Annotated in this window: 16 protein-coding genes and 1 tRNA gene; 7 read left to right on the top strand and 10 right to left on the bottom strand. The window is 70.7% G+C overall.

Annotation, left to right across the window (positions count from 1 at the left end; genetic code table 11):
• Position 1: 1 nt before the first annotated feature.
• Both QRO03_RS04770 and QRO03_RS04765 read right to left on the bottom strand, forming a co-directional pair.
• On the bottom strand, positions 2-412 hold the full coding sequence (locus tag QRO03_RS04770; RefSeq protein ID WP_285136367.1) for a DUF4383 domain-containing protein: 411 nt from the start codon (positions 410-412) through the stop codon (positions 2-4).
• A gap of 224 nt (positions 413-636) precedes the next feature.
• On the bottom strand, positions 637-1,446 hold the full coding sequence (locus tag QRO03_RS04765; RefSeq protein ID WP_285136366.1) for an enoyl-CoA hydratase/isomerase family protein: 810 nt from the start codon (positions 1,444-1,446) through the stop codon (positions 637-639).
• A gap of 153 nt (positions 1,447-1,599) precedes the next feature.
• On the opposite strand from QRO03_RS04765, the gene QRO03_RS04760 reads away from it, so the two are divergent.
• From QRO03_RS04760 to QRO03_RS04750, 3 genes are read left to right on the top strand one after another with little or no spacing between them, the layout of a single operon-like run.
• On the top strand, positions 1,600-2,028 hold the full coding sequence (locus QRO03_RS04760) for a YdeI/OmpD-associated family protein (protein WP_285136365.1): 429 nt from the start codon (positions 1,600-1,602) through the stop codon (positions 2,026-2,028).
• 42 nt (positions 2,029-2,070) lie between these two features.
• The gene (locus QRO03_RS04755; protein ID WP_285136364.1) at positions 2,071-2,712 is read left to right on the top strand and encodes an asparagine synthase; all 642 of its coding nucleotides are present in this window, start codon (positions 2,071-2,073) and stop codon (positions 2,710-2,712) included.
• 53 nt (positions 2,713-2,765) lie between these two features.
• On the top strand, positions 2,766-2,978 hold the full coding sequence (locus QRO03_RS04750) for a hypothetical protein (protein WP_243223733.1): 213 nt from the start codon (positions 2,766-2,768) through the stop codon (positions 2,976-2,978).
• A 181-nt stretch (positions 2,979-3,159) separates the two neighbouring features.
• On the opposite strand, the gene QRO03_RS04745 is transcribed toward QRO03_RS04750, so the two are convergent.
• Positions 3,160-3,232 (bottom strand) — tRNA-Arg (locus QRO03_RS04745).
• Between the two features lie 146 nt (positions 3,233-3,378).
• Between QRO03_RS04745 and QRO03_RS04740 the strand changes: the two genes are divergently transcribed.
• Entirely contained in the window at positions 3,379-4,875 is a 1,497-nt protein-coding gene (locus QRO03_RS04740) for an L-serine ammonia-lyase, iron-sulfur-dependent, subunit alpha (protein WP_285136363.1), read from the top strand.
• A gap of 168 nt (positions 4,876-5,043) precedes the next feature.
• Here QRO03_RS04740 and QRO03_RS04735 read toward each other — a convergent pair whose 3' ends face one another.
• The 4 genes from QRO03_RS04735 to QRO03_RS04720 form a co-directional block, all read right to left on the bottom strand.
• The gene (locus tag QRO03_RS04735; protein WP_285136362.1) at positions 5,044-5,475 is read right to left on the bottom strand and encodes a MarR family winged helix-turn-helix transcriptional regulator; all 432 of its coding nucleotides are present in this window, start codon (positions 5,473-5,475) and stop codon (positions 5,044-5,046) included.
• A 294-nt stretch (positions 5,476-5,769) separates the two neighbouring features.
• Entirely contained in the window at positions 5,770-6,387 is a 618-nt protein-coding gene (locus QRO03_RS04730; RefSeq protein ID WP_285136361.1) for a histidine phosphatase family protein, read from the bottom strand.
• A gap of 331 nt (positions 6,388-6,718) precedes the next feature.
• Positions 6,719-7,609: a hypothetical protein gene (locus tag QRO03_RS04725; RefSeq protein WP_285136360.1), complete on the bottom strand. Its 891-nt coding sequence runs from the start codon at positions 7,607-7,609 to the stop codon at positions 6,719-6,721.
• On the bottom strand, positions 7,606-8,196 hold the full coding sequence (locus QRO03_RS04720; RefSeq protein ID WP_285136359.1) for a class I SAM-dependent methyltransferase: 591 nt from the start codon (positions 8,194-8,196) through the stop codon (positions 7,606-7,608). Before QRO03_RS04720 ends, QRO03_RS04725 begins: the two co-directional genes overlap by 4 nt.
• A 122-nt stretch (positions 8,197-8,318) precedes the next feature.
• Here QRO03_RS04720 and QRO03_RS04715 point away from each other — a divergent pair, with 122 nt between their 5' ends.
• Entirely contained in the window at positions 8,319-9,137 is an 819-nt protein-coding gene (locus QRO03_RS04715; protein ID WP_285136358.1) for a Cof-type HAD-IIB family hydrolase, read from the top strand.
• Between the two features lie 365 nt (positions 9,138-9,502).
• Entirely contained in the window at positions 9,503-10,825 is a 1,323-nt protein-coding gene (locus QRO03_RS04710; protein WP_285136356.1) for a flavin monoamine oxidase family protein, read from the top strand.
• Here the strand turns inward: QRO03_RS04710 and QRO03_RS04705 are convergent.
• Both QRO03_RS04705 and QRO03_RS04700 read right to left on the bottom strand, forming a co-directional pair.
• Positions 10,822-11,682, bottom strand: coding sequence for a sulfurtransferase (locus QRO03_RS04705; RefSeq protein ID WP_285136355.1), 861 nt, complete (start codon positions 11,680-11,682; stop codon positions 10,822-10,824). The two genes, QRO03_RS04710 and QRO03_RS04705, sit on opposite strands and share 4 nt — an antisense overlap.
• 16 nt (positions 11,683-11,698) lie before the next feature.
• The gene (locus QRO03_RS04700; protein WP_285136354.1) at positions 11,699-12,199 is read right to left on the bottom strand and encodes a DUF4188 domain-containing protein; all 501 of its coding nucleotides are present in this window, start codon (positions 12,197-12,199) and stop codon (positions 11,699-11,701) included.
• Between the two features lie 70 nt (positions 12,200-12,269).
• Here QRO03_RS04700 and QRO03_RS04695 point away from each other — a divergent pair, with 70 nt between their 5' ends.
• On the top strand, positions 12,270-12,878 hold the full coding sequence (locus QRO03_RS04695; protein WP_285136353.1) for a MerR family transcriptional regulator: 609 nt from the start codon (positions 12,270-12,272) through the stop codon (positions 12,876-12,878).
• 46 nt (positions 12,879-12,924) lie between these two features.
• Here the strand turns inward: QRO03_RS04695 and QRO03_RS04690 are convergent, their stop codons facing one another.
• Positions 12,925-13,215: a DUF4287 domain-containing protein gene (locus tag QRO03_RS04690; RefSeq protein ID WP_285136352.1), complete on the bottom strand. Its 291-nt coding sequence runs from the start codon at positions 13,213-13,215 to the stop codon at positions 12,925-12,927.
• Between the last annotated feature and the right edge of the window lie 75 nt (positions 13,216-13,290).

Here is a 13,290-nt window from a genome sequence, read left to right as displayed (position 1 = left end):
CTCACACCGCCGCGGTGCGGGGGATGCTGCGTTCGGTGCCGAGGCCGACACCCAGCAGCACGACGGCGCTGGCGAGGTGCAGGAAGTGGTCGGGCACGTTCAGCGCGAGGATGTTCACCGCGGTTCCGGTGAGGAAGAAGCCGACGATGCCGAGCAGCAGGTAGACGGCGCCGACCGTGGTGTTGACGCCCTTGGCCGCACGGGCGTTCGCGAGGCCGGCGACCAGCAGAGCGCCACCGATCAGGAGGTGGGCGATGTTGTGCAGCGGGTTGACCTCGAAGATGCCGAGAAGCAGGCCGCCCTCGGTGGCGATGAAACCGACGCCGCCGGTGACGGCGAAGCCGAGCAGTCCGACGAGCAGGTAGACAGCGCCGAAGACGGTGGCCACGAGTCGATTGGGTGATGAGCTCATGATGAACCTCCCAGAGTGTTGGCAGCGACCGTCCGGTCGCCTCACCACATCTTCGGAGGAACACCGTGCTTCGGATTGCCCCTTGCGGGTGACATCGGTGTGTGGGCGACACCCGAGAAACGACAGAAGGCCCCCGAGTACTCTCCGAGGCCCTCCGCAACGGACCCGAAATTACGGGTTCCTCCCCGGTGATCCGGGGGGATTGCACTTCGCGCGACGTTCGCCTAGGCCGCTCGGGCCCGTTCCGCGCGCCGCCGGAGGGCGGCGGCGCTGCGCTCGGCGCGCACGGCGTGCTCCCTGATGAGGCGCGCGGCATCGGGGGAAGCGGCCGCCGCGCTGATCGCTCGGGCCTCCGCGTCGAGGTGACGACGGAACTCCTGCGGGTCCGCGCCGCGGAACAGGGCGCGCGATGCGGCCATGTGCGTCTGCGGGCGCGCTGCGAGGCGGGTGGCCATCGCCCACACGGTGTCGTCGAGGTCGGCCGACGGCGTGATGGCATGGACCAGGCCGATGTCGCGGGCTGCCACGGCCTCCAGTCGAAGACCGACAGCGCTCATGGCGCGCGCGCGGGATGCACCGATGACCCGCGGGAGGAGGTACGACGCCCCGCTGTCGGGGCTCAGACCGATGGCCTCGTACGCGGTGAAGAAGAGCGCGCGGTCCGAGGCGAGGACCACATCGGCGCAGAGCGCGAGCCCGAGCCCGCCGCCCGCCGCGACGCCGTCGACCGCCGCGATGATGACCGCGTCGAGGTCGGCGAGGCTCGCGAGCGCGCCGTGGAACGTCGTCGCGAGTTCGTGAACGAAGTCGCCGAGATCGTCTGCCGCGGCCATCTCGACCACGTCGCCCCCGGAGCAGAAGGTGCCCCCGTCGCCGGTGAGCACCACGACCCGCGGTGCGAGCTCGGCGACACGATCCACGACGCGATGCAGAGCCCGCGCGAGATCGAGGCTGATCGCGTTGCCGTCATCGGGTCGGTTCAGGGTGACCCGGGCCACGCCGTCGGAAATGTGCAGTCGTACGGGTTCTGTCATGATCTCAGCCAGTCGTCGGTGCGCCCCCACCGGCGGCTCGTGCCGTCAGCACCGCCGCTACATCGTCTTCGGAGCCCGTCGGGCGGCGGATTGCCCGGCGCGGGTGTGCCGACACCCGCGCGGTCGACCCGGACCTCTGGCACACTGTGCGGCATGCGCTTCGAAACGACCCTCTCCCAGATGGGGAACAACACCGGCATCGAGGTGCCGCCCGCCGTCGTCGACGAGCTCGGTGGCGGCAAGCGCGCCGCCGTCGTGGTCGACGTCAACGGCTTCGGCTACACCAGCACGATCGGCGTGATGGGCGGGCGCTTCCTCATCCCGTTCTCCTCCGACAAGCGTGCCGCCACGGGACTGTCCGGGGGGGATGCCATCACCGTCACGCTCACGCTCGACACGACCCCGCGCACCGTCGAGGTCCCCGACGACCTCGCCGCGGCGCTGGCCGAGTCCGGGGCGCGCGCGTCGTTCGACGCGCTGTCGACGAGCGCACGGAAGGCGCACGTCACCAACGTCGAATCCGCGAAGGCGGCGGACACCCGCGCGCGACGCATCGCAGCCGTGGTCGAGAAGCTGACCTGAGTGCGGCGCCCCCGCGGACGATAGCCTGGGACGGGAGGTTCCGTGGGGCGCACGAATGAGGCCATCGCCGAGGGGCTGTCGATTGCGACGGCCGCGGCGCGACTCGCCGTGCGCAATCGCATCCTCGTCGAGACGATCGCCCGGGGCGGACAGTTCGACGGCGACGTCTTCGCCGAGTTCGCCCGCGCGATCCTCAGCGCGCTCGCCGACGAGCAGGATCAGGCCGCCGAGCGGGTCACGCACCAGCGCAAGCGCGCGTGGGGGCGGTTCTCGGACTCCTCGGGCACCCACGACTATCGCGACCGGGACACCCGGAATCTGCGCCGCCGCGCAAAGCAGTCGCGCGGAGTGGCGAAAGAGCTGCGCACGTTCGCGGCTGATCCGGCGCGGGTGGCCGGCCTCGTCGCCGACGCGCGGATCGCAGCCTGGGGCGATGTCGAGGCGAACCTCAGCCAGCGACTCGACGTCGAGGGCATGACCGCGCACGACGATCCCGAGTACGCCCAGATGCGCAAGGCCCGAATGGACGCGCTGCGCATGGTGGATCTCGCCCGCCTCGCTTCCCAGGCGAAGCGACGGGCGAAAGACAGGGCCGTCTCAGACGAGGCGACGTCGGAGTCGACCCCTCCGGCCACGACGGGCGGCGGAAAGACCGGCAAGAAGAAGAAGTCCGCCGCGCGCTGACCGGCGTCACGCCGCGGCCGCGGTAATCTCGGCCGCGACGGAAGGTGGATGCCATGGCGGAGCGACGGTTCGGACGGAAGGCGCGGGTACCGCGCCCCGGTTATGCGCTGGTGTCGGTGAGCGCGCGGGACGCCAACGGTTTCGTGCACCACTACGACGACATCGAGGCACCGCTCGGCTCGCTCCGCGAGTCGTTGGCGATCCTGCACCTGCACTCGGAGGAGATGGATGCCGCCCATCGCGGCGAGGCGTCCGCCTCGGGCTGAGCCGCCTCCCGCGCGGGCCGCGGAGCACCGGAGCCGATGCGCGTGCGAGCCGCCGGTCATCGTCGCTCCGACGGCCGTCGATGCGAAGATTCCCGGCACGTCACGTGCGGGCGCCGGGGACGAAAAAAGCCCCGGCCGGAGTTTCCTCACGGCCGGGGCTGATCACTGTCTCAACACAGTGTGCGCCCGAAGGGACTCGAACCCCTAACCTTCTGATCCGTAGTCAGATGCTCTATCCATTGAGCTACGGGCGCAGGGCCTCCGCGCGAAACGGCGCGCAGGCCGTGGTCCAGCATAGCCGGGACCGTGTGGGACGTCTAATCGGCTCCGAACGTCACGCATCCCGGGCGTGGCGCGGGGGTGACCGGCTGGTGTCGGGACGGAGACGTACGCTGGCGGCATGAGCGCTTACACCTCCGCGTTCGAGCTGTTCTCCATCGGGATCGGACCCTCGAGCTCCCACACCGTCGGCCCCATGAAGGCCGCTGTCGATTTCGTCACCCGGCTGCGGGGCGATGGCGCCCTCGAGAGGGTGGCATCCGTCTCCTGTGCCCTCTACGGCTCGCTCGGCGCGACCGGTATCGGTCATGGCACCCCCGACGCGGTCGTCGCGGGTCTGCAGGGTCTCGACCCCGAGACCGTCGATCCGGATGCCGTGCGACGGGCGTGGTCGGACTGGTCCGACGGGCGCCTCCTCGCGCTGGCCGGCACGCACGAGATCCCGTTCGCGACGTCCGACATCTCGCTCGAACCCCGCACGCGTCTTCCCGGTCACCCCAACGCGATGACCCTCGTCGCGCGCGACGCCGTGGGCGCGGTGATCGCCGACGACACGTACTACTCCATCGGCGGGGGCTTCATCCGACGCGACGGCGAGCCGCCGCGGGTGTCGGCGGCGCCGATGCCCCTCGCGTTCGACGACGCGGCCACTCTCATCGCGCTGTGCGACGAGCGCGGCATCACGATCGCCGAGGCGGCGCGACTCAACGAAGAGGCGCTCCGTTCCGACGAAGAGATCGCCGCCGGCCTCGACCGGATCTGGGATGCGATGGCGGCCTGCGTCAACGCCGGTCTGCAGCACGACGGCGTGCTCCCCGGCATCCTGAAGGTCAAGCGTCGGGCCGCCGTCATCCGCGGTCAGCTCGACGCCATCGAGGCCGAGGGCCACCGTGAGCTCCCGGGGGAGTGGCTCGGTGCGTTCGCCCTCGCCGTGAACGAAGAGAACGCGGCGGGCGGGCGCGTCGTCACCGCTCCGACGAACGGGGCGGCGGGGATCCTTCCGGCCGTGGCCATGTACTGGTGGCGTTTCCTCGCCGACTCCGGCCTCGGCATCGGCAACGCCGTGACGCCGCACGGCGAGCTCGTCGGCAGCGCCCTGCTCGGCTACGACGGACACGCGGTCACGCGCACCGAGGTGTCGGGGTGGGACGACGGCGACGTCGCCGAGGCGAACCGTCGCCGCGGCATCCGCCGTTTCCTGCTGACGGCGACCGCGCTGGGGTCGCTCTTCAAGGCCAACGCGTCGATCTCGGGGGCGGAGGGCGGATGCCAGGCCGAGGTCGGCTCCGCCTGCGCGATGGCGGCAGGCGGCCTCACCGCCGTCATGGGCGGCACGAACCGGCAGATCGAGAACGCGGCCGAGATCGCGATGGAGCATCACCTGGGCCTCACGTGCGACCCGGTCGGAGGCCTCGTGCAGATCCCGTGCATCGAGCGCAACGCGATCGCCGCGTCCACGGCCGTGACCGCCGCACGCCTCGCTCTGCGCGGCGACGGCAGTCACTACGTCTCGCTCGACGCGGTCGTCGAGACGATGCGTCAGACGGGCATCGACATGTCGACGAAGTACAAGGAGACCAGCGAGGGCGGACTCGCAGTCAACGTCATCGAGTGCTGACGCGCGGTATCCGACCCGATGCCGCGAAACCGCAGGCGTTTCGCGAGACCGCATCGAATCGCGGTCGAACGCGTGCGGGTTCGGCGAACGGATGCGGTTTCGCTGCCGTCGCGGCCGGGCGGAATGCGGGCACGCGCAGCCCGGTCGCGCACGTCGGATGCCGATGAATCAGGCGTCGTCGCGCAGCTTCGCGGTGAGGGCGTGCAGCTGCGCCAGCTCGTCGTTGTCGAGGCGGGCCATGCGCTCGGCGATCGACCGGCCGTGCGCGGCGGCCAGGCGTCGGAAGACCACCGCGCCGTTCTCGGTGGCGGAGACGAGCGAGCCGCGACCGTCCTCGGGGTCGGCGCACTTGGTCAACAGCCCGCGCGTCACCATCCGCTCGACCAGGCGCGAGACGCTCGGCTGACTGATGAGCATGTTGCCGGTGACGTCGCGTAGTCTCGCCGTCATCTGCGGGGCCCGGGTGACGGTGAGCAGCACGTCGTACTCCGCCTGTGTCAGGTCGGTGCTGTCGAAGTCGCCGCGGATGTCCTCGAACACCTCGTGCTGCGCGCGGAAGAGGCTCTCCCAGGCCTGCACGGCGAGGCGTCGATCGGTCATTCCCTCAGCGTAGAGCCGACGACGCCCGTTCCGACCCGACGTTTCGCCCCGGCGTCGGTTGCGATATGGCGGGGGACCGAGCCGGACAGAGTAAGGGCCGGTCGGAGAGGCTTCCGACCGGCCCTTGTCCCTGCACCAAGAGTGTCCTGCAATCACATGTCGGTAGCTGCCACAGCAAAACAACTACCGTGCGAGCACTCTATAACGGTGGGGTAACGGAAGGGAAGAGGTCGTCGTTACATTTCCGTGACCAGTTTTCGCAGGCCCGTATCGGGGCTCGACGGAGTCGGATCCTCACCGCCCGCGCACGTGGTTCCACTGCGTGATGACCTCGGTTCCGTGTTCGAACCCCAGCTCGCTTACCGCGGACGTACCCAGGACGAAGTAACGGCCGCCGGCGGCGGTGAGGCCCAGCCACGTGCCGGCGAGCGCGCGGAGGAAGTGCCCGTGCGAGAACAACAGGACCTGCTGTCCGGCCCTCACCCGTGGTCGCAATTCCTCGAGCAGCGACTCCGCCCGAGCCGTCACCTGCGCGACCGTCTCGCCGGGTGTCTCGCCCGGGGGCGTTCCGTCCCACGCCGTCCACGCGTGCCCGAGACGTTCGACGATCTCGGGCGTCGTGAGGCCCTCGTACGCGCCGTAGTCCCACTCCACCAGGCGCGGCTCCGGCCGTGCGTCGGGGTAGCCGGCGCGGGCGGCCGTCTCGACGGCGCGACGGAGTGGGCTCGCGAGTACGAGGTCGTAGCGTCGCATCGCGAGGAGCGTTCCGGCGAGCTCTGCTTTGTAGGCGCCCGTTTCGGTCAGGGGGATGTCGGTGAGCCCGGTGTGGCGCCCGCTGCGGCTCCATTCCGTCTCCCCGTGCCGCACGAGCACGATGCGGCCGTCGGGTTCGGTGAGCTCTGCGTCCTTCACGTGTCCATCCTCGCGCCGGGAGGCGACCTCGTACAGACGAAGACGGGCCGGTCGGGGATCCCGACCGGCCCGGTCCTGCACCAGAGTGTCCTGCAATCACATGTCGGTAGCTGCCACAGCAAAACAACTACCGTGCATGCACTCTATAACGGTGAGATAACGGAGCGGAAGAGGTGTCCGTGATCCTTTCGTTATTCATAGATTTCCCCCCGCGCGAGCGGCGCGCACGCGGGGCCGTGCCACACCCCGGGGCGCGGGAACGCGGTGCCGGCAGACTCGTTCGTGCGTCCGGGCGACTGCCGGATCCGGGGGCTCCGCGCGACCCTCGCCTTCAGGCGTGGCCGGGTACCCTCGCTCGACCCGGCGCCGCTTCCGCGTCGCCCCCCGCATGGGCGGACGACCGGGGGGCCCGCGCGATGTCGTGGTCGTCGATCAGGTGCTCGCGTTGCAGCCAGTCGCCGAGGCCGGGGATCGCGAGGTACGCCTCCAGGTCGCGGCGGACGACCTCGTCGTGCGCGCCGTAGGCGGCGAAGACCGAGAGCTTGCGGGCGACCGCCTCGTCATCGAGGTTGGCCGGCCAGGTGCGGCCCGGGTACCCGACGGCATACCGGACGCTCGCGCCGTCGAGGAGTCCCGCATCGACGGCGGCGGCGACGAGTCGGCCCGCACCGCCGTGATCGGGGTGATCGCCCTCGCTCGCCGGCGCGAAATCGGGCAGCGTCGTGAGCACCTCGCCCGCTCCCGCATCGGTGACGAAGGCGGCGACGGTGGTGATGAGCCGCGCGACGGTGAGGTCTTGGCCGGTGTCGAGCGTCGTCAGCGAGGACACCTCCCCGTCGAAGAGCTTCGTGATCGTCCGGTACTCGGTCGCGTACCAGCCGCGACCCGTGAGCCCGCCGTCCGGCAGGCGCAGGAACGAGAGGGAGATCCGCGGGTCGTCGTCCGGTGAGGTCGTCGTGACGGCGACGCCGTTCGACAGCACCGTCCGTCGATCCGACCAGGGCGTGGACGACCCGCGCATCACGTCGTACGCGGCGCGGATCCCCGTCTCGCGACCGTCGACGTACGACGACATGCCGCTCCCGGCGTCGGAGGCGGTCAGGAAGAGCTGTCGAATACCGTGACCGGCGAGGATCGCCCGATCGATGGTCGGGACGCCGAAGAGCAGATCGTCGTCGTAGTGGGCCCAGATCCCGGCGATCATCGGCGTCGACGCGCTCACCGGCGGGTGAAGAAGTCGTATCGGTGGGCGTAGGGCGTCGACGTCACCACGTGGTCGGCACGAGCCGCGGGAAGCACGGCGCGCTCGAAGCGAAGGGCCGCGAGCGTATCGAGGTCGGGGATGCGCCGCCCCTCCATGTCGTTCCACCCGACAACGAGCCACCCACCCGGCCGCAGCACGTTCGCGCAGGCCTCGAGGCCGCGCGCCACGTCGTCGGCGGTGTCGAGCCCCCACCCGAACACGCCGTTGCACACGACCAGATCGAAGGTGTCGGCGGGGTAGACCGTCGCGAGGTCGGTCATCGAGAGGGTGTGGTGATTGCGCCCGGCGATCCGCTGCATCGCCGGGTCGACGTCGATCGTGTGGTACTCGATGCCTCGGTAGAGCCGCGGATAGGTGCGGGTGTACCACGCGACTCCGACGTCGAGCATCCGGCGGATGTCGTCCTTGCCCAGGAACTCGGGCACGATGACGTCCTCGAGCAGCACGCGGTCGGGCGTCGCGAGACGCCAGCGACCGTTCTTCAGTCGCAAACGGCTGCGCAGACGCACGCTGCGGGGAACGAGTCGTCTCCAGATGGGGGGCATCCGCTCTCCATTGGTCGGCGCGATCGGGCGATCGTCTTTCTCATAATCGCATGCACTCCTGCGCATCCCGGGGACCTCCCAGGGGTTGGGAAGTTTTCGGGCCGCGATCCCTGCCTGGAAGGATGGATGCCGTGACCCACGACATCCGCTTGGTCGCCGTCGACATGGACGGCACGCTGCTCGACGGCGACGGGAACGTCCCCGAACCGCTGTGGGCGCTCCTCCCGCGACTCGCGGACCGCGGAGTCGCCTTCGTCCCGGCATCCGGAAGGCAGCTCGCGACCCTGCGCGCCACGTTCGGCGAGGCGGCGGATGCGATGACCTTCATCGCCGAGAACGGAGCGTACGTCGTGCGCGCCGGGGTCGAGGTGGCGTCCGATGCGCTCGACCGACGAGTCGTGGAACGCGCGGTGGGTCGACTGCGGTCCCTCGCGGCCGAGGGGTACGACCTCGGTGTCGTCGTCTGCGGCAAGCGCTCCGCCTACATCGAGCGCACCGACGACGCCTTCCGGGCTCAGGCGTCGACCTACTACGCCGCGCTCGAGGAGGTCGACGACGTGCTCGCCGTCGACGACGACGTCCTCAAGATCGCCGTCTACGACTTCGCCGTGGCCGCACACAGCGTGGGACGCGCACTCGACGAGATCGCGGCGACGCATCGCGTGGTGGTCTCGTCGCCGCACTGGGTCGACATCATGAACCCGGGCGTCGACAAGGGCACGGCCCTCCGCCGGTTGCAGGCCGCCCTCGCGGTCACTCCCGCGCAGACGGCGGCGTTCGGCGACTACCTCAACGATCTCGAGATGATGGATGCCGCCGACTGGTCGTACGCCATGGCCAACGCCCACCCGGAGGTCGTCGCCCGCGCACGTCATCGCGCCCCCTCGAACACCGACCATGGCGTCCCGACCACCCTCGCGGAGCTGTTCCCCGAGGCCTGAGCCTCACATCGCGCCGCCGCCGCCGATCCTCGTCCACGCCGTGAATCCCGTCGCCCGCTGCGACGCATCGGCGGGCGAGGTGCCGCCTGTTCGGCCGGCGCGTCGCAGGTCGTCGTGCAAGGGGCGTTCCCGGCGCAGGCCGATTCTCCGCAGCAGGGCGTCCCACCCTCGACGTGCGCGTTCGTCCGTCCCCATGAGCCGGAGCCTATCGATCGGTTCCGCTGCCGGGAAGGTCGGAACGCGGGCCGGGGCCGGCTGAGGCTGTACGCGGCGTCCACCCGGGCAGCGACCGTTCTCCGTAGCGGCGGATGCCGCCACCCCCGCGACCGCAGTACCGTCGCGGGAACCGAGAGCCCGGAGGACACATGGAGACGGTCGACACCATCGTCGTGGGCGCGGGGGTGGCGGGTCTCGCCGCCGCTCGATTGCTCGCTGGGGCGGGACGCCGTGTCGTCGTGCTGGAAGCGCGCGACCGCGTGGGCGGCCGCGTCTTCACCGACCGCACCGACGGGCACATCACCGACCGCGGAGCCTCGTGGATCCACGGCATAACCGACAGCCCGGTCGCCGAGGCGGCACGGGCCTTCGGCATGCCGATGGTGGAGTTCACGGTCGGCGGGTACCAACCCGACAGTCGTCCGTTGACCTATTTCGATGCGGAGGGCCGTCGGCTCGACGCCGTCGCCGTGCGGCAGTACGCCGACGACGTGCGCGCGCTCAACGCGACGCTGGTCGAGGTGATCGCCGACGCCCCGGCCGACGCGACGTACGCCGATGTCGTGGGGGCGGCTCTGGCGATGCAGGACTGGGATGCGGAGCGCGAGGAGCGCGTGCGCGAGTACAACGACCGGCGCGCCCAGGAGCAGTACGGGGTCGGAATGGAGGGACTCGGCGCTCACGGCCTGGACGACGACACCGTGAACGGCGACGAGGTGGTCTTTCCACAGGGATACGACGAGCTCGCGCAGCATCTCGCCGAGGGACTCGACCTCCGCCTCGAACACGTCGCGACGCACGTGCGGTGGTCGACGACCGGGGTGGAGGTCGACACCGACCGCGGCACCTTCGCCGCCGCCGACGCGGTGGTGACCGTGCCGGTCGGCGTCCTGAACGCCGGAGACGTCGTCATCGAGCCCGCGCTGCCCGAACGGCACCGCCGCGCGCTCGGCCTCCTACGGATGAACGCGTTCGAGAAGGTCGTGCTGCGATTCGCCGAACGCTTCTGGGACGCCGGGGTGTACGGCATCCGTCAACTCGGTGACGAGGGGCAGTGGTGGCACTCCTGGTACGACCTGGGGCGCCTGCATGACGAACCCGCGCTGCTGACCTTCGCCGCCGGACCCGCGGCGCTCGCCACGCGGGCCTGGAGCGACGACGAGATCGTGGCCTCCACCCTCGCGCAGCTGCGCCGGCTCTACGGTGACGCGGTGCCCGAGCCCACCAGCGCGGTCGTCACCCGCTGGCAGGACGACCCGTTCTCGCGCGGCTCCTATGCGTACATGCTGCCGGGTTCGGTCGGTGCCGACCACGACGATCTCGCCGAGCCGGTCGGGGGTGTCCTGCATTTGGCGGGGGAGGCGACGTGGGGCGACGATCCTGCGACCGTGCCCGGCGCGATGCTCTCGGGGCACCGCGCCGCGCAGAACGTCCTGGGAAGGGCGGTCCCGGTCAGCGACCTCTGGGCCTAGCGGGGCTCCGGCCCGGTGGCCACGGGCAGCTCCGGGTGATTCGACCATTGGCTCCACGACCCGGGGAACACGCGAGGTTCGTAGCCCGCGAGGGTGAGCGCCACCGCCTGGTGCATTGCCGTGACGCCGGAACCGCAGTAGACGCCGACCGCCACGCCGTCCTCGGCCCCCAGCATCCGGAACCTCGACCGCAGCTCCTCGGGGGAATGGAACCGCCCGTCGGCGCCGACGTTCTCGGTCGTCGGGGCGCTCACGGCGCCCGGCACGTGTCCGGCGCGCGGGTCGATCGGCTCGACCTCGCCCCGGTAGCGCTCGCCCGCGCGGGCGTCCAGGAGCAGATCCTCCTCCGCGAAGCCGCCCACGGCGTCGAGATCGAGCACCGGCAGGGCCCCGTACGACAGCGAGACCGAGCCCGGCGCAGGCGTCTCGGCATCCCCGACCTCGAGGTCGTAGCCGGCGTCGGTCCATGCCCGCAGCGATCCGTCGAGCAGACGCACATCGTCGACGCCGGCATGGCGGAGCAGCCACCACGCCCTCGCGCTCGACATGTTCTTCAGATCGTCGTACACGACGACCGTGTCGCCCGCGTCGATGCCCCATCGCCGTGCGGCGGACTGCAGGGTCGCGATCGCAGGGATCGGATGCCGCCCGTCGGCCGGGTCGCCGTGGGCGGCGAGGTCGTGGTCGAGATCGACGTACTGCGCGCCGGGGATGTGGCCCTCGCGGTATGCGGGGAGTCCGTCCGGCCGGTCGAGTCGCCAGCGGACGTCGAGGACGCGCACGGACCTGCCATCGGGGTACGCCCCCGCGGTGAGGGCGGCGTGCAGCTCGGGAGCGGTGGTGAGGATCGAGGCCATAGGCCCAGTCTGGCCCTCAGCCACGTGTCGCGTCGCCGTGCGTCCGGCCGTCGGCCACGCGCGCCCGCGCCCGGTCGTGGCGCGATGCGATCGGCACCGTCTCGGTCGCCTTGGGCAGGCCCATCGGCGGCGTCGCGACGTAGATGGTCTCGGCCCGTTCGACCACGTGCGTCTCGTGCCAGATCCCGACTGCACCGGGGGTCTTCCGCGCGCGCTTGTTGAAGCGCGTCCACGCCGGTCGGTGCTCCTGCTGCGGCGCCGAGGCGTACGCGTAGAGCTTCTCGAGCGACGACCAGTACTGCACGAGGTAGGGTCCTCGCGCGCCGAGCAGCATCGAGAACCCGAGCAGGCCCGAATCGGGGTCCATGCTCAGCTCGCGCAGCATGCGCGGCATGTCGCCCATGAGTGGCATCCACTGATCCGCCCGCCACCACTTGTTGACGGTCATCCCGATGTGGAAGACGACGAGCTCGCCGTCGTAACGATGGGTCATGCGACCCGGATTGATGGATGCCATGGCACGTCCTCACTCGATAGTGTTGCTATCCAGTGTTGGATAGTAGAGCTATCGAGTCAAGGGGGTACGGGTGCGGATCTCGGAACTGTCGACGCGAGCCGGCGTGCCGGTCGCCACGATCAAGTACTACCTGCGCGAGAGACTCTTGCCCGAGGGGGAGCGCACCTCGCCCACCCAGGCGTCGTACGGTGTCGCGCACGTGCAGCGTCTGGGCGTCATCCGTGCTCTCGTCGATGCGGGCGTCGGCATCGCGGGTGTGCGAAAGGTGGTCGGCGTGCTGGAGGAGCCCCCCGCGAACCCCTACGACCTCCTCGGCGCCGCCAATGCGGCGGTCACCCCGGCCGTCGCCGCCGACATCGACCTCTCGGCGGCGACCGCACTGCTCGAGCGCATGGGCGGCGACGCGGAGAAGTGCTTCCCCGACCAGGTCGCCGCGGTGGCCCAGGCGCTCGCCGCCTTGGACCGGGCGGGATTCACCGTTCCGGAGCGGGTCATGGACGCGTACCTCGCCCACCTCTCCGCCATCGCCGAGGCGGAACTCGCCGCCACGCCCGACACGTCGATCGAGGATGCCGTGCGGTACGTCGTCCTCGGCACCGCGCTCGTGGAGCCGCTGATCCTGGCCCTGCGGCGCGTGGCGGAGCAGGTCGCCGCCGCGCGCCTCTTCGGAACGCGCTGAGCCGGACCGCGTCGCCTCTCGGCGAACGGACCCCGCCCGCGTCACGTCAGCGATCGGGGTTGCTGGCCGCTCCGTCGAGCCACAGCGTGTCGCTCTTGTCGCCGTGGGGGCCTGCCCGACCGACGTGCTCGTCGCTGATCTGCGGGCCCTTGGTGATGACGTGCACGAGAGCCATGCCGTGGCCACGACCGAGGTCGTAGTCGTCTTTCAACCACTGCAGGATGGGGGTCGCCTTCGTGCCGGCGCCGAATCCGCGCTCTTCCGCGAGCGCCAGGAACTGGCGCGGGGTCAGGCCCGTCTTGGCTTCGATGTTGTCGAGGTACGACTGGAATGACATGTCCGGAGGGTAGCGCGCCCCTCCGACAGCGGTCCATCGATCCGTCGCGGGCCGGCGTGAAGCGGGAGGGATCAT

Source organism: Microbacterium sp. lyk4-40-TSB-66, from assembly GCF_030209475.1.
Lineage (GTDB): Bacteria > Actinomycetota > Actinomycetes > Actinomycetales > Microbacteriaceae > Microbacterium.
The sequence above is the reverse complement of the archived record's forward strand: the minus strand, read 5'-3'. Positions and strand labels throughout refer to the sequence as shown.

Excerpts from the sequence above, each read along its gene's own strand:
- QRO03_RS04710 (WP_285136356.1), top strand. The coding sequence starts at position 9,503 with ATGGAGACGGTCGACACCATCGTCGTGGGCGCGGGGGTGGCGGGTCTC.
- QRO03_RS04700 (WP_285136354.1), bottom strand. The coding sequence starts at position 12,199 with ATGGCATCCATCAATCCGGGTCGCATGACCCATCGTTACGACGGCGAG.
- QRO03_RS04720 (WP_285136359.1), bottom strand. The coding sequence starts at position 8,196 with ATGCCCCCCATCTGGAGACGACTCGTTCCCCGCAGCGTGCGTCTGCGC.
- QRO03_RS04760 (WP_285136365.1), top strand. The coding sequence starts at position 1,600 with ATGCGCTTCGAAACGACCCTCTCCCAGATGGGGAACAACACCGGCATC.
- QRO03_RS04765 (WP_285136366.1), bottom strand. The coding sequence starts at position 1,446 with ATGACAGAACCCGTACGACTGCACATTTCCGACGGCGTGGCCCGGGTC.
- QRO03_RS04705 (WP_285136355.1), bottom strand. The coding sequence starts at position 11,682 with ATGGCCTCGATCCTCACCACCGCTCCCGAGCTGCACGCCGCCCTCACC.
- QRO03_RS04770 (WP_285136367.1), bottom strand. The coding sequence starts at position 412 with ATGAGCTCATCACCCAATCGACTCGTGGCCACCGTCTTCGGCGCTGTC.
- QRO03_RS04750 (WP_243223733.1), top strand. The coding sequence starts at position 2,766 with ATGGCGGAGCGACGGTTCGGACGGAAGGCGCGGGTACCGCGCCCCGGT.
- QRO03_RS04735 (WP_285136362.1), bottom strand. The coding sequence starts at position 5,475 with ATGACCGATCGACGCCTCGCCGTGCAGGCCTGGGAGAGCCTCTTCCGC.
- QRO03_RS04690 (WP_285136352.1), bottom strand. The coding sequence starts at position 13,215 with ATGTCATTCCAGTCGTACCTCGACAACATCGAAGCCAAGACGGGCCTG.
- QRO03_RS04715 (WP_285136358.1), top strand. The coding sequence starts at position 8,319 with ATGGATGCCGTGACCCACGACATCCGCTTGGTCGCCGTCGACATGGAC.
- QRO03_RS04740 (WP_285136363.1), top strand. The coding sequence starts at position 3,379 with ATGAGCGCTTACACCTCCGCGTTCGAGCTGTTCTCCATCGGGATCGGA.